Origin of the sequence: Xanthomonas sp. NCPPB 1638, from assembly GCF_041475635.2 — a bacterium.
Classification (GTDB): domain Bacteria; phylum Pseudomonadota; class Gammaproteobacteria; order Xanthomonadales; family Xanthomonadaceae; genus Xanthomonas; species Xanthomonas cucurbitae.
The window spans coordinates 861,024-878,235 of sequence record NZ_CM192984.1; the positions used below are offsets into that span (position 1 = coordinate 861,024).

Annotated in this window: 15 protein-coding genes and 5 tRNA genes; all 20 read left to right on the forward strand. The window is 63.9% G+C overall.

The features are described 5' to 3' along the window. Nucleotides 1–48: 48 nt before the first annotated feature. The 20 genes from ACCQ13_RS03640 (at nucleotide 49) to rpoB (ending at nucleotide 17,160) form a co-directional block, all read left to right on the forward strand. Nucleotides 49–1,737: a tetratricopeptide repeat protein gene (locus ACCQ13_RS03640; RefSeq protein WP_159406661.1), complete on the forward strand. Its 1,689-nt coding sequence runs from the start codon at nucleotides 49–51 to the stop codon at nucleotides 1,735–1,737. Next, nucleotides 1,734–2,387 (forward strand): lipoprotein insertase outer membrane protein LolB, encoded by a 654-nt coding sequence (lolB, locus tag ACCQ13_RS03645; protein WP_159406662.1) that lies wholly within the window; start codon nucleotides 1,734–1,736, stop codon nucleotides 2,385–2,387. Before ACCQ13_RS03640 ends, lolB begins: the two co-directional genes overlap by 4 nt. After that, nucleotides 2,369–3,244, forward strand: coding sequence for a 4-(cytidine 5'-diphospho)-2-C-methyl-D-erythritol kinase (ispE, locus tag ACCQ13_RS03650; protein WP_159406663.1), 876 nt, complete (start codon nucleotides 2,369–2,371; stop codon nucleotides 3,242–3,244). Before lolB ends, ispE begins: the two co-directional genes overlap by 19 nt. Before the next feature lie 12 nt (nucleotides 3,245–3,256). After that, nucleotides 3,257–3,333 (forward strand) — tRNA-Gln (locus ACCQ13_RS03655). 86 nt (nucleotides 3,334–3,419) lie between these two features. Beyond that, nucleotides 3,420–4,379 (forward strand): ribose-phosphate diphosphokinase, encoded by a 960-nt coding sequence (locus ACCQ13_RS03660; RefSeq protein WP_104602618.1) that lies wholly within the window; start codon nucleotides 3,420–3,422, stop codon nucleotides 4,377–4,379. 111 nt (nucleotides 4,380–4,490) lie between these two features. Next, nucleotides 4,491–5,126, forward strand: coding sequence for a 50S ribosomal protein L25/general stress protein Ctc (locus tag ACCQ13_RS03665; protein WP_104602617.1), 636 nt, complete (start codon nucleotides 4,491–4,493; stop codon nucleotides 5,124–5,126). Between the two features lie 50 nt (nucleotides 5,127–5,176). After that, nucleotides 5,177–5,755, forward strand: a complete 579-nt coding sequence (gene pth / locus ACCQ13_RS03670; RefSeq protein WP_104602719.1) for an aminoacyl-tRNA hydrolase — start codon at nucleotides 5,177–5,179, stop codon at nucleotides 5,753–5,755. Between the two features lie 79 nt (nucleotides 5,756–5,834). Beyond that, complete coding sequence (ychF, locus tag ACCQ13_RS03675) at nucleotides 5,835–6,926, forward strand: redox-regulated ATPase YchF (protein WP_159406664.1); 1,092 nt, start codon at nucleotides 5,835–5,837, stop codon at nucleotides 6,924–6,926. 152 nt (nucleotides 6,927–7,078) lie between these two features. Then, nucleotides 7,079–7,164 (forward strand) — tRNA-Tyr (locus tag ACCQ13_RS03680). A 29-nt stretch (nucleotides 7,165–7,193) separates the two neighbouring features. Next, a tRNA-Gly gene (locus ACCQ13_RS03685) sits at nucleotides 7,194–7,267 on the forward strand. Between the two features lie 33 nt (nucleotides 7,268–7,300). Further along, nucleotides 7,301–7,376: transfer RNA gene (locus ACCQ13_RS03690), tRNA-Thr, on the forward strand. 46 nt (nucleotides 7,377–7,422) lie between these two features. Next, nucleotides 7,423–8,613, forward strand: a complete 1,191-nt coding sequence (gene tuf, locus ACCQ13_RS03695) for an elongation factor Tu (protein WP_159406665.1) — start codon at nucleotides 7,423–7,425, stop codon at nucleotides 8,611–8,613. Nucleotides 8,614–8,718: 105 nt separating this feature from the next. After that, nucleotides 8,719–8,794: transfer RNA gene (locus tag ACCQ13_RS03700), tRNA-Trp, on the forward strand. Between the two features lie 49 nt (nucleotides 8,795–8,843). Beyond that, nucleotides 8,844–9,254 (forward strand): preprotein translocase subunit SecE, encoded by a 411-nt coding sequence (gene secE / locus ACCQ13_RS03705; protein ID WP_104544236.1) that lies wholly within the window; start codon nucleotides 8,844–8,846, stop codon nucleotides 9,252–9,254. 13 nt (nucleotides 9,255–9,267) lie between these two features. Further along, entirely contained in the window at nucleotides 9,268–9,825 is a 558-nt protein-coding gene (nusG, locus tag ACCQ13_RS03710; protein WP_104605365.1) for a transcription termination/antitermination protein NusG, read from the forward strand. 199 nt (nucleotides 9,826–10,024) lie between these two features. Next, nucleotides 10,025–10,453: a 50S ribosomal protein L11 gene (rplK, locus tag ACCQ13_RS03715; RefSeq protein ID WP_104588956.1), complete on the forward strand. Its 429-nt coding sequence runs from the start codon at nucleotides 10,025–10,027 to the stop codon at nucleotides 10,451–10,453. A gap of 3 nt (nucleotides 10,454–10,456) precedes the next feature. Next, nucleotides 10,457–11,155, forward strand: coding sequence for a 50S ribosomal protein L1 (gene rplA / locus ACCQ13_RS03720; protein ID WP_003486747.1), 699 nt, complete (start codon nucleotides 10,457–10,459; stop codon nucleotides 11,153–11,155). 547 nt (nucleotides 11,156–11,702) lie between these two features. After that, the gene (gene rplJ, locus ACCQ13_RS03725) at nucleotides 11,703–12,236 is read left to right on the forward strand and encodes a 50S ribosomal protein L10 (RefSeq protein WP_104605367.1); all 534 of its coding nucleotides are present in this window, start codon (nucleotides 11,703–11,705) and stop codon (nucleotides 12,234–12,236) included. Nucleotides 12,237–12,290: 54 nt separating this feature from the next. Then, complete coding sequence (gene rplL / locus ACCQ13_RS03730; RefSeq protein WP_104605369.1) at nucleotides 12,291–12,656, forward strand: 50S ribosomal protein L7/L12; 366 nt, start codon at nucleotides 12,291–12,293, stop codon at nucleotides 12,654–12,656. 352 nt (nucleotides 12,657–13,008) lie between these two features. Then, a complete protein-coding gene (gene rpoB, locus ACCQ13_RS03735) occupies nucleotides 13,009–17,160 on the forward strand; it encodes a DNA-directed RNA polymerase subunit beta (protein ID WP_104605371.1) in 4,152 nt (1,383 codons plus the stop codon). Nucleotides 17,161–17,212: the final 52 nt, after the last annotated feature.

Genomic DNA, 17,212 nt, shown 5'->3' on the forward strand with positions numbered 1-17,212 from the left:
TAAGCTGGCGGCCATTCAGGGCCCCATTTTACGGCCCGGTTGCCCCCGATGCCTGTACCGATTCGCATCCTGTGTGTTCTTTTGCTGGCCGCAATCTCCGCCAGTGCCGCCGCAGCGCCGAAGAAAGCACCGCCCAAGCCCCCGGCCGGCAACGCCGCCAGCGCTTCGCTGGAGCCGGTGCTGGCCGGTGAATTCGCCTTGCAGTCCGGTCAGCTGGACGAGGCCGCCCGCGCCTATCTGGACGCCGCCAGGGCCGAAGCCGGCGATGCCGGGCTGGCCGAACGCGCTGCCCGCATCGCCATGCTGGCCAATGACGACCCGCGCGCCATCGAAGCGCTGGCGCTGTGGCGCGACCGCGCACCTTCTTCGATGTCCATGCGCAGCACCGAGGCCTCGCTGGCCCTGCGCCGCAACGATCTGCGCACCGCACGCCGTGACTTGCTCGGCCTGCTCAAGGAACCCGACCCCCGCGGCTGGCGTTTTGCGCTGATCGCACTGGCCAATGGTGGTCGCGAGCCGGAGGCCTCGGCCGACGTGCTCGAAGATCTGGTCAAGGCCGGCGCCATCACCAACCAGATCGAAGCCTGGCAGGAATTCGGCCGGCTGGCGCTGCGCATGGAGCGCCCGGCGCTGGCCAAGCGCATCGTCGATGAAGTGGTGCGCCGCTTCCCCGAAGAGCCGCGCGTGGCCTTGCTGCACGCCACCCAGCTGCAGCAGGAGGGCAAGAACGACCAGGCCCTGGCGCTGCTGAAAAATGTCGAGCCGCAGGCGGTGAAGGATTCCGAACTGCGCGGCGCACTGGCCTTCGCCTATGACGCCATGGGCCAGACCGAAGCCGCTGCACGGGTGCTGTCCACCGGGCCGCAGGATACCCAGACCTACGGCCTGCGCGCCTCCATGCTGGCCAAGGAAAAAGACCGCAGCGCGCTGGATGCGCTGTACGGGGAACTCAAGAGCAATGCGACCAAGCCGGATCCGGACCGCCGCCTGCTGCTGGGCAAGATCGCCGAATTCCTCAAGCGCTACGACGAAGCGGTGGAATGGTACCGCGGCGTGCCCGGCGGCCCGCAATTGAGCGAAGCGCGCCTGCGCGCCGCCAGCGCACTGTACGAACTCGGCCGCAAACCCGAGGCGCTGGCCGAGGTGCGCGCGCTGCAGGGCGATGCCAGCGCCGACGACGACGCCCGCCGCGATGCCTATGTGCTGGAAGCCGAGTTGCACCAGCGTGCCAACGATGCCGCTGGCGAATTGGATGCCTTCGAGCGTGGCCTGGCCGCCTACCCGGACGACGGCGAGCTGCTGTACGCCCGCGGGCTGGCCTGGGAGCGGCGCGACGAGGTGCCGCGTGCCGAGGCCGACCTGCGCAAGATCCTGGTGGCCGAACCCGAGAACGTCGCCGCGCTCAACGCGCTGGGCTACACCCTGGCCGACCGCACCACCCGCTACAAGGAAGCGCTGGCGCTGATCGACCGCGCCCGGACCGCCGATCCGGACAACCCGGCCATCGTCGACAGCTATGGCTGGGTGCTGTACCGCATGGGCCGTATCAAGGAAGCGCTGGTGCAGCTGCGCCGCGCCTGGGCGCTGGCCAGGGATCCGGAGATCGCCTCCCATGTGGGCGAAGTGCTGTGGGTCAGCGGCAAGCAGGACGAGGCGCGACGCTACTTCGACGAGGCCCGCCGGCTGGATCCGGACAACCGCGCTCTGCAGCGCGCAACCGAGAAATTCGGCCTGTGAGTGTTGTGCTGCGCACGCTGGCCCTGAGCGGGCTGGTGCTGGCGGGTCTGTCCGGCTGCGTCAGCGTGCCGCGCGGGCAGGGCGGCGGCGCGGCCGTGGTCGAACGCGTCTCCGATACCGCGCGCACCGCGGAAGCGGCGCGCCAGGCCTGGTTGCAGGCGCATCCGCAGTGGTCCTTCCAGGGGCGGGTGGCGATCAGCAAGGGCCGCGACGGCGGCAGTGGCCGCATCGACTGGCAACAGGATGGCCCACGCTATCGCGTGCAGCTCAGCGCGCCGGTGACCCGACAGAGCTGGGTGCTCACCGGCGACAGCGCCACCGGTGCCGGTCGCATCGAAGGGCTGGATGGCGGTCCGCGCAGCGGGCCGGATGCCGAGCAGGTCTTGCTGGAGGCCACGGGCTGGACCATTCCGGTCAACCAGATGCCGGACTGGGTGCTTGCGCTGCGGATCGCCGACGCCAGCGCCCAGCGCGTGGACCTGGACGCCGCCGGACGCCCGCGCACCGTGCAGCAGGACGGCTGGACCATCGATTTCCTGGCCTGGGCACCGGCCGGCGACGGCCAGCCCGAGCTGCCGCAGCGCATCGAAGCCTACAACGGCAGTGCCAAGGTCCGCCTGCTGGTGGATCAATGGACGGTCTCGCCCTGATGTCGGCGCAGGGAGCGTGGTCGGCCTGGCCTGCGCCGGCCAAGCTGAACCTGTTTCTGCAAATCACCGGGCGCCGCGCCGATGGCTACCACCTGCTGCAGACCGTGTTTCGGCTGCTGGCCTGGGGGGATACCATTCATCTTCGTTTGCGCAACGATGGCCTGATCCGGCGCATCGGCGACGGTTTGCCCGGCGTCGCCGAAGACGACGATCTGGTGATCCGCGCGGCGCGTCTGCTGCAGTCGGCCACCGCCACGCAGGCTGGTGCCGAGATCCGCATCGACAAACGCATCCCCGCCGGCGGCGGGTTTGGCGGCGGCTCATCGGATGCGGCCACCATATTGGTGGCGCTCAACGCCTTGTGGGGGCTGGGTTTGCCGGTGGATGTGCTGGCCGGGCTGGGCCTGCAGGTGGGTGCGGACGTGCCGGTGTTCGTGCGCGGGCACAATGCCTGGGCCGAGGGCGTGGGGGAGCAACTGACCCCGATCACGCTGGCGGACGCGGCCTACGTGCTGGTGGATCCGGGCGTTCACGTGCCCACGCCCGCCTTATTTCAATCACAGGAATTGACGCGGGATGCCGCGCCCGCGAAAATAGCGGACTTCGCTTCCGGTTCTCTGCTCGACAATGCGTTCGAGCCGGTCCTGCGGCGCCGCGAACCCGCCGTCGAGGCGGTGTTCCAGGCACTGTCCAGGATCGGAACGCCACGCTTGACCGGGTCGGGAAGCGGCTGTTTCGTCGAATTCGCCACGCGCGCTGCTGCAGAGCAGGCGCTGGCGCGGTTGCCGGGCAGCCTGCGGGCGTGGGTGGTGGAGGGTGCAGCGCACTCGCCATTGCTCGACGCACTGGACGCGTGACAGGTTTGATGCAGGGGCGTCGCCAAGAGGCCCAAGGCACCAGGTTTTGATCCTGGCATTCGTAGGTTCGAATCCTACCGCCCCTGCCAGTTTTTAAAGAAAAGCCCGGCGTCAGGTCGGCTTTGTCCAGCTCAGCCATCGCCCGCACGCTCTTCGCCGCCGCCCGAGAGATCCCATGCAAGATCAACGTAACCTGCTGGTGTTCTCCGGCAACGCCAACAAGCCGCTTGCCCAGAGCATCTGCAAGGAACTGGGGCTGCGCATGGGCAAGGCGCTGGTGACGCGCTTCTCCGATGGCGAAGTGCAGGTCGAAATCGAAGAGAGCGTGCGCCGGCAGGAAGTGTTCGTCATCCAGCCGACCTGCGCGCCCAGCGCCGAGAACCTGATGGAGTTGCTGGTGCTGATCGACGCGCTCAAGCGCGCCAGCGCCGCCTCGGTCACTGCGGTGATTCCGTATTTCGGCTACTCGCGCCAGGATCGCCGCATGCGCTCTTCACGCGTGCCGATCACCGCCAAGGTCGCCGCCAAGATGATCTGCGCGATGGAGGCCGACCGTGTGCTGACGGTCGACCTGCACGCCGACCAGATCCAGGGTTTCTTCGATGTGCCGGTGGACAACGTCTACGCCTCGCCGCTGCTGCTAGCCGACATCTGGCGCGCCTACGGCACCGACAACCTGATCGTGGTCTCGCCGGACGTCGGTGGCGTGGTGCGCGCGCGCGCCGTCGCCAAGCGCCTGGACGATGCCGACCTGGCCATCATCGACAAGCGCCGTCCGCGTGCCAACGTCGCCACCGTGATGAACATCATCGGCGACGTACAGGGCAAGACCTGCGTGCTGGTGGACGACCTGGTCGATACCGCCGGCACCCTATGTGCCGCTGCCGCCGCACTCAAGCAGCGCGGCGCGCTTAAAGTAGTGGCCTACATCACCCACCCGGTGCTGTCCGGCCCGGCGGTGGACAACATCAATAATTCGCAGCTCGACGAGCTGGTGGTGACCGACACGATCCCGTTGAACGAAGCGGCGCGCATGTGCCCCAAGATCCGTCAGCTGAGCGTGGCCGAACTGCTGGCCGAGACCATCCGCCGCATCGCCTTCGGCGAGTCGGTCAGCTCGCTCTACGTCGACTAACACCCCATTCGGTGCCCGCATCACGCGGGTGCCGGTACCACGTCTCTCCTGGTCGCGGGTGAGACGCTTCATCGCCGCGAGGCGGTATTCCAATCTAGGTAGTGAAACAACATGGCAAAGACTCACGAAATCAAGGTCGAGCGCCGCGCAGACGAGGGGAAGGGTGCGAGCCGCCGCCTGCGTCACGCTGGCGTCATTCCGGCCATCGTCTACGGTGGCGATCTGCAGCCGGTCAGCATCCAGCTCGACCACGAGCAGATCTGGCTCGCCCAGCAGAACGAGTGGTTCTACTCGTCGATCCTGGACCTGAGCCTCAATGGCGACGTGCAGCAGGTGCTGCTGCGTGACATGCAGCGCCATCCGTTCAAGCAGCTCATCATGCACATCGACTTCCAGCGCGTCAGCGCCAACGAGAAGCTCAGCGCCGCCGTGCCGCTGCACTTCATCAACGAAGCGACCTCGCCGGCCGGCAAGTCCAGCGAAGTGGTCGTCACCCACGAGCTCAACGAAGTCCAGGTGGTCTGCCTGCCGAAGGACCTGCCGGAGTTCATCGAGATCGACCTCGGTGCCCTGGAAGTGGGCAATGTGATCCACTTGTCCGAGATCAAGCTGCCGGCCGGCGTCGAAATTCCCGAGCTGAAGCTGGGCAAGGAACACGACGTCGCCGTGGTTGCCGCCAAGCACGTGCGCATCGAGGAAGACGATGCGGCCGGTGAAGAAGGCAGCGAAGGCGCCGAGACCAAGTAATCCGTTGGCCGATTCCTCGCACATGCGGGGAATCGGCGGCGGTGACCGGCATGTCTGCACTTCGGCTGATCGTCGGGCTCGGGAATCCGGGTCCGGAACACGCGCAAACCCGGCATAACGCCGGGTTTCGTTTCGTCGATGCGCTCATCGAGCGCAGCGGCGCCCGCTGGAGCCTGGACAGCAAGCTGTTCGGCGAGACGGCCAAGGTCGAGCTGGCGGGGCAGGCGGTCTGGCTGCTCAAGCCGGCCACCTTCATGAATCTCAGCGGCAAGTCGATCACCGCCGCATTGCGGTTCTGGAAGATCGAACCGGAGCAACTGCTCGTTGCGCACGACGAACTGGATCTGGCGCCAGGCACCGCACGGCTCAAATTCGATGGCGGTCACGGCGGCCAGAACGGCCTGCGCGACACCATTCACCTGCTCGGACACGGCAAGTTCCACCGTTTGCGCATCGGCATCGGCCATCCCGGTCACAAGGACCGCGTGGTGCCATGGGTGCTGGGGCGGGCAGGGCGCGAGGACGATGCAGCGATCGGTACGGCAGTGGATGCCGCCATCGACGTGCTGCCGCTGGCAATGGCCGGCAATTTCAGCGAGGCGATGAAGCGCCTGCATACGGAAAAATAGAGAATGGGGAATCGGGAATGGGAGGAGCGGTTGCGCTTGTCCATTCTCGATTCCCGATTCTCCATTCACTGGAAAACCCATGGGTATCAAATGCGGCATCGTCGGCCTGCCTAATGTCGGCAAGTCGACCCTGTTCAATGCGCTGACCAAGGCGGGCATCGCGGCGGCCAACTTTCCGTTCTGCACCATCGAGCCGAATGTCGGCATCGTGCCGGTGCCGGATCCGCGCCTCAACCAGCTGGCCGAGATCGTCAAGCCACAGAAGCTGATCCCCACCGCGGTGGAGTTCGTCGATATCGCCGGCCTGGTGGCCGGTGCCGCCAGTGGCGAGGGTCTGGGCAACAAGTTCCTGGCGCACATCCGTGAAGTGGATGCGATCACCCATGTCGTGCGTTGCTTCGAGAACGACGACGTCATCCACGTCAACAACAAGGTCGACCCGATCGCCGATATCGAGACCATCGATACCGAGCTGGCGCTGGCCGACCTGGACAGCGTGGAAAAGGCGCTCAACCGGGCCGAGCGCAGCGCCAAGGGCGGCGACAAGGATGCGGCGGCGCGCAAGCCGGTGCTGGCCAAGTTGCAGGCGGCGCTGGCCGAGGGCAAGTCTGGCCGCGCCGCCGGTCTGGACGAGGAAGAAAAAGCGCTGGTGCGTGACCTGTTCCTGTTGACGCTCAAGCCGGTGCTGTACATCGCCAACGTGCTGGAAGACGGTTTCGAGAACAATCCGCATCTGGAGGCCGTACGTGCGCACGCGGCCGCCGAAGGCGCCGAGGTGGTGCCGGTCTCGGCGGCCATCGAAGAAGAGCTGTCCCAGTTGGACGACGAAGACCGCGACACCTTCCTGGCCGACCTGGGTCTGGACGAGCCGGGCCTGAATCGCGTCATTCGTGCGGCCTATACGCTGCTGGGTCTGCAGACCTACTTCACGGCGGGCGTCAAGGAAGTGCGCGCGTGGACCGTCAGGGCGGGCTCCACCGCACCGCAGGCCGCCGCGGTGATCCATACCGATTTCGAGAAGGGCTTCATCCGCGCCGAAACCATCGGCTTCGATGACTTCATCAAGTACCGCGGCGAAGCCGGTGCGCGCGACGCCGGCCGTCTGCGCCTGGAAGGCAAGGAATACCGCGTGCAGGAAGGCGACGTGCTGCACTTCCGTTTCAACGTCTGAGAGGGTGCGCGCGGCGGCGGTCGCTGCGCGTATTCAGTGTCTGCGCGAAGTTCAAAATTGTTGTTGACATCGCAGGCGGTCCACAACAAAATAACGGGCTGCTTCACACCGAACCGAATCGCCACGCGGCGGTCCGGCCCGGTGGGAAAGCTGGAGGGATACCCAAGCGGCCAACGGGGGCAGACTGTAAATCTGCTGGCTTACGCCTTCGGTGGTTCGAATCCACCTCCCTCCACCAGTTTCACGTTGTGGTATGCAGTTCCCGGCGCGGGAGTAGTTCAACGGTAGAACCTCAGCCTTCCAAGCTGATGGTGCGGGTTCGATTCCCGTCTCCCGCTCCATTGAACGCAAATGCATGGCATAATGCAAAACTCGCTCACGTAGCTCAGTCGGTAGAGCACCTCCTTGGTAAGGAGGAGGTCGAAGGTTCGATTCCTTTCGTGAGCACCATTGCTCAATCGTCTTAACTCCAAACGATTACCGAGAACTTGCACCCATGGCAAAAGTAAAATTTGCGCGTACCAAGCCACATGTGAACGTCGGCACCATCGGTCACGTTGACCATGGCAAGACCACGTTGACCGCCGCGCTGACCAAGATCGGTGCAGAGCGTTTCGGTGGTGAGTTCAAGGCGTACGACGCGATCGACGCAGCGCCGGAAGAAAAGGCGCGTGGCATCACGATCTCGACCGCGCACGTCGAGTACGAATCCGAAAAGCGTCACTACGCACACGTCGATTGCCCCGGCCACGCCGACTACGTCAAGAACATGATTACCGGTGCAGCGCAGATGGACGGCGCGATCCTGGTGTGTTCGGCCGCCGACGGCCCGATGCCGCAGACCCGCGAGCACATCCTGCTCTCGCGTCAGGTCGGTGTGCCGCACATCGTCGTGTTCCTGAACAAGGCCGACATGGTCGACGACGCCGAGCTGCTGGAGCTGGTCGAAATGGAAGTGCGTGAGCTGCTGAGCAAGTACGACTTCCCGGGCGATGACACTCCGATCATCCACGGTTCGGCGCGTCTGGCGCTGGACGGCGATCAGAGCGAAATCGGCGTGCCGGCGATCCTGAAGCTGGTCGAGGCGCTCGACACCTTCATCCCGGAGCCGACCCGCGACGTCGATCGTCCGTTCCTGATGCCGGTGGAAGACGTGTTCTCGATCTCCGGCCGCGGCACCGTGGTGACCGGTCGTATCGAGCGCGGCATCATCAAGGTCGGCGACGAAATCGAAATCGTCGGTATCCGCGACACCCAGAAGACCACCGTCACAGGCGTGGAAATGTTCCGCAAGTTGCTGGACCAGGGCCAGGCAGGCGACAACGCCGGTCTGCTGCTGCGCGGCACCAAGCGTGACGACGTCGAGCGTGGCCAGGTGCTGTGCAAGCCGGGTTCGATCAAGCCGCACACCGAGTTCGAAGCCGAAGTCTACGTGCTGTCCAAGGACGAGGGTGGCCGTCATACCCCGTTCTTCAAGGGCTACCGTCCGCAGTTCTACTTCCGCACCACCGATATCACTGGCGCCTGCCAGCTGCCGGAAGGCGTGGAAATGGTGATGCCGGGCGACAACGTGAAGATGGTCGTGACCCTGATCAACCCGGTCGCGATGGACGAAGGTCTGCGTTTCGCCATCCGCGAAGGTGGCCGCACCGTCGGCGCCGGCGTGGTTGCCAAGATCGTCAAGTAAGAACCTGCAATCCGGCGGCCTGAGGTCGCCGGATTTGCGCGAAAGGCGGGCCGGCTGAACCGCGGTCCGCCTTCGTTGTCTAAGGTGTGCGGTAAACGAGTACATACGCCAGTAGCTCAATTGGCAGAGCAGCGGTCTCCAAAACCGCAGGTTGGGGGTTCGAGTCCCTCCTGGCGTGCCACTCCTCTTTCCGGCCCAGCGATTCGGGTCAGATCGGTAACTAGAGCCGGATGAATAGCAAAATCGAGCCTTCCAAAAGCGCGTCTGCTGCAAGCGCCGATATCGTGAAATACGTGATCTCTGCGATCCTGGTGATTGCAGGGCTGTTTGTGTGGTTCTGGTTTTCCGCGCCCGAACGCGCGACCCAGCTGGGTGCCTGGACGCCGCAGTTGCGGGCGCTGGCGGTCATCGTCGGGTTGGTGGCGGGTGCGTTCGTGTTTCTCGGGACCGGCAAGGGTCGTGATACCCGTGAATTCCTGTCCGAATCCAGGTTCGAGCTGCGCAAGGTGGTCTGGCCAACACGCCAGGAAGCCATCCGCACCACCTGGGTCGTCATTGTTGTTGTAATCATTCTGAGTTTGCTGTTGGGCGGCTTCGATTTCGTCATCCAGAAGCTCACGCAGTGGTTCCTGGCTCGTTGAGGAGAATCAAGCAGTGAAGCGTTGGTATGTCGTTCACGCCTATTCAGGCTTCGAAAAATCTGTCGCGCAGGCGCTGCGCGACCGCATTGCGCGCACCGGAATGGAAGAGCGTTTCGGCGACGTGCTGGTGCCGACCGAGGAAGTCATCGAAATGCGTGCCGGCCAGAAGCGTCGGTCCGAGCGCAAGTTCTTCCCGGGTTATGTGCTGGTGCAGATCGAAACGCACGAGGAAGCCGGCATCCCCCGCATCGACAATGAAAGCTGGCATCTTGTGAAGGAGACTTCCAAGGTCATGGGCTTCATTGGTGGCACCGCCGACCGGCCGCTGCCGATCCGGGACGAGGAGGCCGATGCGATCCTGCAGCGTGTGCAGGACGGTGTCGAAAAGCCGCGTCCCAAGGTGTTGTTCGAACCGGGCCAGATGGTGCGCGTCACCGACGGCCCGTTCAACGACTTCAATGGCGTTGTCGAAGAAGTCAACTACGAGAAGAGCCGGCTCCGCGTGGCCGTGCTCATTTTCGGTCGCTCCACCCCGGTCGAGCTCGAATTCGGCCAGGTCGAAAAGGGCTGATCGGTTTGGGCGCCGTCCAGGCGTCCGTTCGAAAATCCTGCTATGCTGCGCGGCTCGCTGACCTGGCGGACCGCCGGGAAACACTGGCTGCCGCATGGCGGCCATCTGCATGTGGTCAAAACGCGAAGCCGGGACGCGTGATTTTCCCGGTCCGATGGGGAGCCTGCAGTTCAGGCGCTAGCACCCGGAGAGTATCGAAATGGCAAAGAAAGTAGTTGCTTACATCAAGCTGCAGGTCAAGGCCGGTCAGGCCAATCCTGCGCCGCCGGTCGGCCCTGCACTGGGTCAGCGCGGTCTGAACATCATGGAATTCTGCAAGGCCTTCAATGCGGCCACGTCCAAGCTGGAACCGGGCCTGCCGACGCCAGTCATCATCACCGCGTATTCCGACCGTACCTTCACCTTCGTCACCAAGAGCACCCCGGCCAGCGTGCTGCTCAAGAAGGCGGCGGGTGTGACCTCCGGTTCCAAGCGCCCCAACACCGACAAGGTGGGCAAGGTGACGCGCAAGCAGCTGGAAGAGATCGCCAAGGCCAAGGAAGCCGATCTGACGGCAGCCGAGCTGGAAGCGGCGGTTCGCACGATTGCGGGTTCTGCCCGCAGCATGGGTTTGACGGTGGAGGGCTAAGATATGGCACAGAGCAAGCGCGTTAAGGCCATCACGGCCGCTGTCGTTCCGGGCAAGACCTATGCCTTCGAAGACGCAATCAAGATCCTGAAGACCGCCACCAAGGCCAAGTTCGTTGAGTCCATCGACGTGGCTGTGCGCCTGGGCGTGGACGCCAAGAAGTCCGATCAGCAGGTGCGCGGTTCGACTGTGCTGCCGGCCGGTACCGGCAAGAGCGTGCGCGTTGCCGTGTTCGCACCGGCAGGCGCCAAGGCTGACGAAGCCCTGGCCGCCGGCGCCGAAGCCGTGGGCATGGACGACCTGGCCGAGAAGATGCAGGCCGGCGACCTGAACTACGACGTGGTCATTGCCACGCCGGACGCCATGCGCGTGGTCGGTAAGCTCGGCACCCTGCTGGGCCCGCGCGGCCTGATGCCGAACCCGAAGGTCGGCACCGTGTCGGCCAACCCGGGCGAAGCGGTCAAGAACGCCAAGTCGGGCCAGGTGCGCTACCGCACCGACAAGGCCGGTATCATCCACTGCACCATTGGCAAGGCCAGCTTCGACGACGAAGCGCTGAAGTCGAACCTGCAGGCGCTGTTGCTGGATCTGGTCAAGGCCAAGCCGGCCACCTCCAAGGGGACCTACCTGCAGAAGGTGTCGGTCAGCTCGACCATGGGTCCGGGCGTGACGGTCGATCAGTCGAGCCTGTCGCTGAAGTAATCGAAGGCGTCGGGCGTCATGCGCCTGACGTATTCGTGGAGTACTGCATTGTTTTTCCGGCCCGGGCAACCGTGTGCTGGGAGTCCGTTCCCTCCTTTGGGGTAACGGACATTTTGAAGGCGATCGCCGGCACGTCCGGCGGTAGCCGTCAAAGACCGCAGGCGCGGTCAGCGCAGATCGACGACGGGCAGGGATGCTCGCACTGGCAAGGAGTCGCCGTCGATGCAGCGGGATCGCTTAATCGGTTCGTTTTCGAACTGGCCGGCGTAGATGGTGTCGCCCTTCTGGAGCTTTCTGGTTTACGCGCGTCTGGGGCATCCCGGATCGAGTCCACTCCAGGTCTAGAACGGCCACCAACGGAACATCGGTCGATGTTCCCGGCTTCCAGGAAGGAGGCCGCCCTGGACCGCAACCGGCAGGAGCCGCGAGCGGAGTAGTTTGAAGCGGGGATTAGCGATTCGGCATTTGGGATTGGCAACGGCGGCGTGATCGCTGTGACGAATCCCGAATCACCAATCACCAATCCCGGCTTTAACGGAGGAGTGCAATGGCTCTCAATCTGTCCCAGAAGCAAGACGTAGTCGCCGAGCTGGCAGACATCGCCGCCAAGGCCCACTCCCTGATCGCCGCCGAATACGCTGGCACCACGGTCTCCCAGATGACCGCGATGCGCAAGCAGGCCCGCGAAACCGGTGTGTTCTTGAAAGTTGTCAAGAACACCCTGGCCGTGCGTGCCGTCGAAGGTACCGAATTTGCTGTCGCGTCCGACAAGCTGGTTGGTCCTTTGGTGTATGCGTTTTCGATGGAGGAACCCGGCGCTGCCGGTCGCCTGATCAAGGAATTCGCCAAGAGCAACGAGAAGCTGCAGGCCAAGGTTGTGGCAATTGGTGGGGAACTGTTCCCGGCCAGCCACGTTGACGTGCTGGCCTCGCTGCCGACCCGTGACCAGGCCCTGGCCATGTTGGCTCGCGTGCTGTCCGAACCGGCTGCCATGTTCGCCCGTGCCGTCAAGGCCGTTGGCGATAAGCAGGGTGGTGGCGACGAAGCCGCCGCGCCGGTCGCCGAGACTGCCGAAGCTTGATGTCCTAGCGTTCGCTAGAACCCCAATCCAGAAAATCATTTAAAGGTAATCACAATGTCCCTTACCAACGAACAGATCGTCGACGCCATCGCCGAGAAGTCCCTGATGGAAGTGATGGAGCTGGTCAAGGCCATCGAAGAGAAGTTCGGCGTCTCCGCCGCCGCCCCGGTGGCTGCCGCTGCTGCCGGCCCGGCTGCCGTGGTTGAAGAGCAGACCGAATTCAACGTGGTGCTGGTCAACTGTGGCGCCAACAAGGTCGGCGTCATCAAGGCCGTGCGCGGCGTGACCGGCCTGGGTCTGAAGGAAGCCAAGGACCTGACCGAAGCCGGTGGCATGCTGAAGGAAGGCGCCACCAAGGACGAGGCCGAGAAGATCAAGAAGGAACTGACCGAAGCCGGCGCGACGGTCGAAATCAAGTAAGCAGCATCTTGCATCGCCAGCGTTTCATGGTGATGCACTGAAGGCTGGGGGCGTAAAGCCCCCGGCCTTTGGCCGTTTCGGACGGGAATCGGGAATCGGGATTTGGGAATCGCAAATGCGACATCGCGTGCTCATCCGATTCCCAGTCCTCCATCCCCGATTCCCGGCCTCACCGAGTTGGTAGTTGGAAGTAGCGGGAGAAGGCGTGCTGGTGCCGGCAATACCAGCGACTTCCAACTGACAACTTGAACGTGAGTCCCTCACAAGAGCAGCGCACATCCATGTGCGCGGGTTCAATTTTGTTATTTCAGGGCCGCCGCAACGTGGCCCCGCAGCCTAGGGTGAAGACCTCATGACGTCTTATTCGTTCACCGAAAAAAAGCGTATCCGCAAGGATTTCGGCAAGCAGCGTTCGATCCTCGAAGTGCCGTTCCTGCTTGCCATCCAGGTGGACTCCTACCGCGAATTCCTGCAGGAAGACGTGGAACCGACCAAGCGCAAGGACCTCGGTCTGCATGCCGCTCTGAAGTCGGTGTTCCCGATCTCCAGCTACAGCGGCAACGCTGCGCTGGAGTACGTGGGCTACAAGTTGGGTCAGCCGGTGTTCGACGAGCGTGAATGCCGTCAGCGCGGCATGAGCTATGGCGCGCCGCTGCGCGTGACCGTGCGCCTGGTGATCTACGACCGCGAGTCGTCCACCAAGGCCATCAAGTACGTGAAGGAGCAGGAGGTCTATCTGGGCGAAATCCCGCTGATGACCGGCAACGGCACCTTCATCGTCAACGGCACCGAGCGCGTGATCGTCTCGCAGCTGCACCGCTCGCCGGGCGTGTTCTTCGACCACGACCGTGGCAAGACCCACAGCTCGGGCAAGCTGCTGTACAGCGCCCGCATCATCCCGTACCGCGGTTCCTGGCTGGACTTCGAATTCGACCCGAAGGACGCGCTGTTCACCCGTATCGACCGTCGCCGCAAGCTGCCGGTATCGATCCTGTTGCGCGCGCTTGGCTACAGCAACGAAGAGATGTTGGCCGAGTTCTTCGAGATCAACACCTTCCACATCAACCCGGACGAAGGCGTGCAGCTGGAGCTGGTGCCGGAGCGTCTGCGTGGTGAAACGCTGAACTTCGACCTGGCCGATGGCGACAAGGTCATCGTGGAAGCGGGCAAGCGCATCACCGCGCGTCACGTCAAGCAGCTGGAAGCCGCCGGCGTTGCCGCGCTGGCCGTGCCGGACGACTACCTGGTTGGCCGCATCCTGTCGCACGACGTGGTGGATGGCTCGACCGGCGAACTGCTGGCCAATGCCAACGACGAAATCAGCGAAGACCAGCTGGCGGCGTTCCGCAAGGCCGGCGTCGACGCGGTCGGCACCCTGTGGGTGAACGACCTGGACCGTGGTCCGTACCTGTCCAACACCTTGCGCATCGATCCGACCAAGACGCAGCTGGAAGCGTTGGTCGAAATCTACCGCATGATGCGCCCGGGCGAGCCGCCGACCAAGGAAGCCGCGCAAAACCTGTTCCACAACCTGTTCTTCACCTTCGAGCGCTACGACCTGTCCACGGTCGGCCGCATGAAGTTCAACCGCCGCGTCGGCCGCAAGGACGTGCTGGGCGAGTCGGTGCTGTACGACAAGAAGTACTTTGCCGAGCGCAACGACGAAGAATCCAAGCGCCTGGTCGCCGAGCACACCGACACCTCCGACATCCTGGAAGTCATCAAGGTGCTCACCGAGATCCGCAACGGTCGCGGCGTGGTCGATGACATCGATCACCTCGGCAACCGTCGCGTGCGTTCGGTTGGCGAAATGGCCGAGAACGTGTTCCGCGTGGGCCTGGTCCGCGTCGAGCGCGCGGTCAAGGAGCGGTTGTCGATGGCCGAATCCGAAGGCCTGACCCCGCAGGAACTGATCAACGCCAAGCCGGTGGCTGCCGCGATCAAGGAATTCTTCGGCTCCTCGCAGCTGTCGCAGTTCATGGACCAGAACAACCCGCTGTCGGAAGTGACGCACAAGCGTCGCGTCTCCGCACTGGGTCCGGGCGGCCTGACCCGCGAACGCGCAGGCTTTGAAGTGCGCGACGTGCATCCGACCCATTACGGCCGCGTCTGCACCATCGAAACCCCGGAAGGCCCGAACATCGGTCTCATCAACTCGCTGGCCGTGTTCGCCCGCACCAACCAGTACGGCTTCCTCGAGACGCCGTACCGCAAGGTGCTGGACGGCAAGGTGTCCGACGACGTCGAATACCTGTCGGCGATCGAAGAAAACGAGTACGTGATCGCCCAGGCGAACGCGCTGACCGACGCCAAGAACATGCTCACCGAGCAGTTCGTGCCGTGCCGTTTCCAGGGCGAGTCGCTGTTGAAGCCGCCGGCGGAAGTCCACTTCATGGACGTCTCGCCGATGCAGACCGTGTCGGTCGCAGCGGCGCTGGTGCCGTTCCTGGAACACGATGACGCCAACCGCGCCTTGATGGGCGCCAACATGCAGCGCCAGGCCGTGCCAACGCTGCGTTCGCAAAAGCCCTTGGTCGGTACCGGCATCGAGCGTGCCGTTGCGCGCGACTCGGGCGTGACCGTGAATGCCTTGCGTGGTGGCGTGATCGAGCAGATCGACGCGGCCCGCATCGTGGTCAAGGTCAACGAGGCAGAAATTGGCGGCGGCACCGATGCCGGCGTGGATATCTACAACCTCATCAAGTACACCCGCTCCAACCAGAACACCTGCATCAACCAGCGTCCGCTGGTCAATGTGGGTGACGTGATTGCGCGCGGCGACGTGCTGGCCGACGGCCCGTCCACCGACATCGGTGAACTGGCGCTGGGCCAGAATATGCTGATCGCCTTCATGCCGTGGAACGGCTACAACTTCGAAGACTCCATCCTGCTCTCCGAGCGCGTGGTGGAAGAAGATCGTTACACCACGATCCACATCGAAGAACTGACCTGCGTGGCGCGCGACACCAAGCTGGGGCCGGAGGAAATCTCCGCCGACATCCCGAACGTGTCCGAGCAGGCCTTGAACCGTCTGGACGAGTCCGGCGTGGTGTACATCGGTGCCGAAGTGCGCGCCGGCGACATCATGGTGGGCAAGGTCACGCCGAAGGGCGAAAGCCAGCTGACCCCGGAAGAAAAGCTGCTGCGAGCGATCTTCGGTGAGAAGGCGTCCGACGTGAAGGACAGCTCGCTGCGCGTGCCCCCGGGCATGGACGGCACCGTCATCGACGTGCAGGTCTTCACCCGCGATGGCATCGAGAAGGACAAGCGTGCGCGCCAGATCGAAGAATCCGAGATCAAGCGCGTCAAGAAGGACTTCGACGACCAGTTCCGCATCCTGGAAGCGGCCATCTACGCACGTCTGCGCTCGCAGATCGTGGGTAAGGTCGCCAACGGCGGTCCGAACCTGAAGAAGGGCGACAACGTCACCGACGCGTATCTGGACGGGCTGAAGAAGTCCGATTGGTTCCAGTTGCGCATGAAGGACGAAGACGCCGCCGATGCCATCGAACGCGCACAGAAGCAGATCCAGGCGCACGAGAAGGAATTCGAGGCACGCTTCGCCGACAAGCGCGGCAAGATCACCCAGGGCGACGACCTCGCACCGGGCGTGCTGAAGATGGTCAAGGTGTTCCTGGCCGTGAAGCGTCGCATCCAGCCGGGCGACAAGATGGCAGGCCGCCACGGCAACAAGGGTGTGGTCTCCAACGTGGTACCTGTCGAGGACATGCCGTACATGGCCACCGGCGAGCCGGTGGACATCGTGCTGAACCCGCTCGGCGTGCCGTCGCGTATGAACATCGGCCAGATTCTGGAAGTGCATCTGGGTTGGGCCGCCAAGGGCCTGGGTCGCAAGATCCAGCGCATGCTGGAAGCCCAGGCGGCGGTCAGCGAGCTGCGCAAGTTCCTGGACGACATCTACAACCACGACAACGCGATCAATGCACAGCGCGTGGATCTGTCGCAGTTCAGCGATGAGGAATTGCTCAACCTGGGCAAGAACCTGATCGACGGCGTGCCGATGGCGACCCCGGTGTTCGACGGCGCCAGCGAAGCGGAAATCAAGCGCATGCTGGAACTGGCCGAACTGCCGCAGAGCGGCCAGACCCAGCTGTACGACGGTCGCACCGGCGAGGCGTTTGATCGCAAGACCACGGTCGGCTACATGCATTACCTGAAGTTGAACCACTTGGTCGACGACAAGATGCATGCGCGCTCGACTGGCCCGTACTCGCTCGTGACCCAGCAGCCGCTGGGTGGTAAGGCGCAGTTCGGTGGTCAGCGCTTCGGTGAGATGGAAGTCTGGGCGCTGGAAGCCTACGGCGCGGCCTACACCCTGCAGGAAATGCTGACGGTGAAGTCCGACGACGTGCAGGGCCGCAACCAGATGTACAAGAACATCGTCGATGGTGAGCACGAGATGGTCGCGGGCATGCCGGAATCCTTCAACGTGTTGGTGAAGGAAATCCGCTCGCTGGCGATCAACATGGAACTGGAAGAGTGAGAGCCGGGACCCGGGACCCGGGAGAGCAGGAGCTTTGTGCTCCTCGCTTTCC

What these genes read in the sequence shown, in the direction of transcription:
- ychF (WP_159406664.1), top strand. Translation starts at nt 5,835, where the DNA reads ATGGGTATCAAATGCGGCATCGTCGGCCTGCCTAATGTCGGCAAGTCG.
- ACCQ13_RS03660 (WP_104602618.1), top strand. Translation starts at nt 3,420, where the DNA reads ATGCAAGATCAACGTAACCTGCTGGTGTTCTCCGGCAACGCCAACAAG.
- ispE (WP_159406663.1), top strand. Translation starts at nt 2,369, where the DNA reads ATGGACGGTCTCGCCCTGATGTCGGCGCAGGGAGCGTGGTCGGCCTGG.
- tuf (WP_159406665.1), top strand. Translation starts at nt 7,423, where the DNA reads ATGGCAAAAGTAAAATTTGCGCGTACCAAGCCACATGTGAACGTCGGC.
- rpoB (WP_104605371.1), top strand. Translation starts at nt 13,009, where the DNA reads ATGACGTCTTATTCGTTCACCGAAAAAAAGCGTATCCGCAAGGATTTC.
- ACCQ13_RS03665 (WP_104602617.1), top strand. Translation starts at nt 4,491, where the DNA reads ATGGCAAAGACTCACGAAATCAAGGTCGAGCGCCGCGCAGACGAGGGG.
- rplJ (WP_104605367.1), top strand. Translation starts at nt 11,703, where the DNA reads ATGGCTCTCAATCTGTCCCAGAAGCAAGACGTAGTCGCCGAGCTGGCA.
- secE (WP_104544236.1), top strand. Translation starts at nt 8,844, where the DNA reads ATGAATAGCAAAATCGAGCCTTCCAAAAGCGCGTCTGCTGCAAGCGCC.
- pth (WP_104602719.1), top strand. Translation starts at nt 5,177, where the DNA reads ATGTCTGCACTTCGGCTGATCGTCGGGCTCGGGAATCCGGGTCCGGAA.
- rplA (WP_003486747.1), top strand. Translation starts at nt 10,457, where the DNA reads ATGGCACAGAGCAAGCGCGTTAAGGCCATCACGGCCGCTGTCGTTCCG.
- rplL (WP_104605369.1), top strand. Translation starts at nt 12,291, where the DNA reads ATGTCCCTTACCAACGAACAGATCGTCGACGCCATCGCCGAGAAGTCC.
- rplK (WP_104588956.1), top strand. Translation starts at nt 10,025, where the DNA reads ATGGCAAAGAAAGTAGTTGCTTACATCAAGCTGCAGGTCAAGGCCGGT.
- ACCQ13_RS03640 (WP_159406661.1), top strand. Translation starts at nt 49, where the DNA reads ATGCCTGTACCGATTCGCATCCTGTGTGTTCTTTTGCTGGCCGCAATC.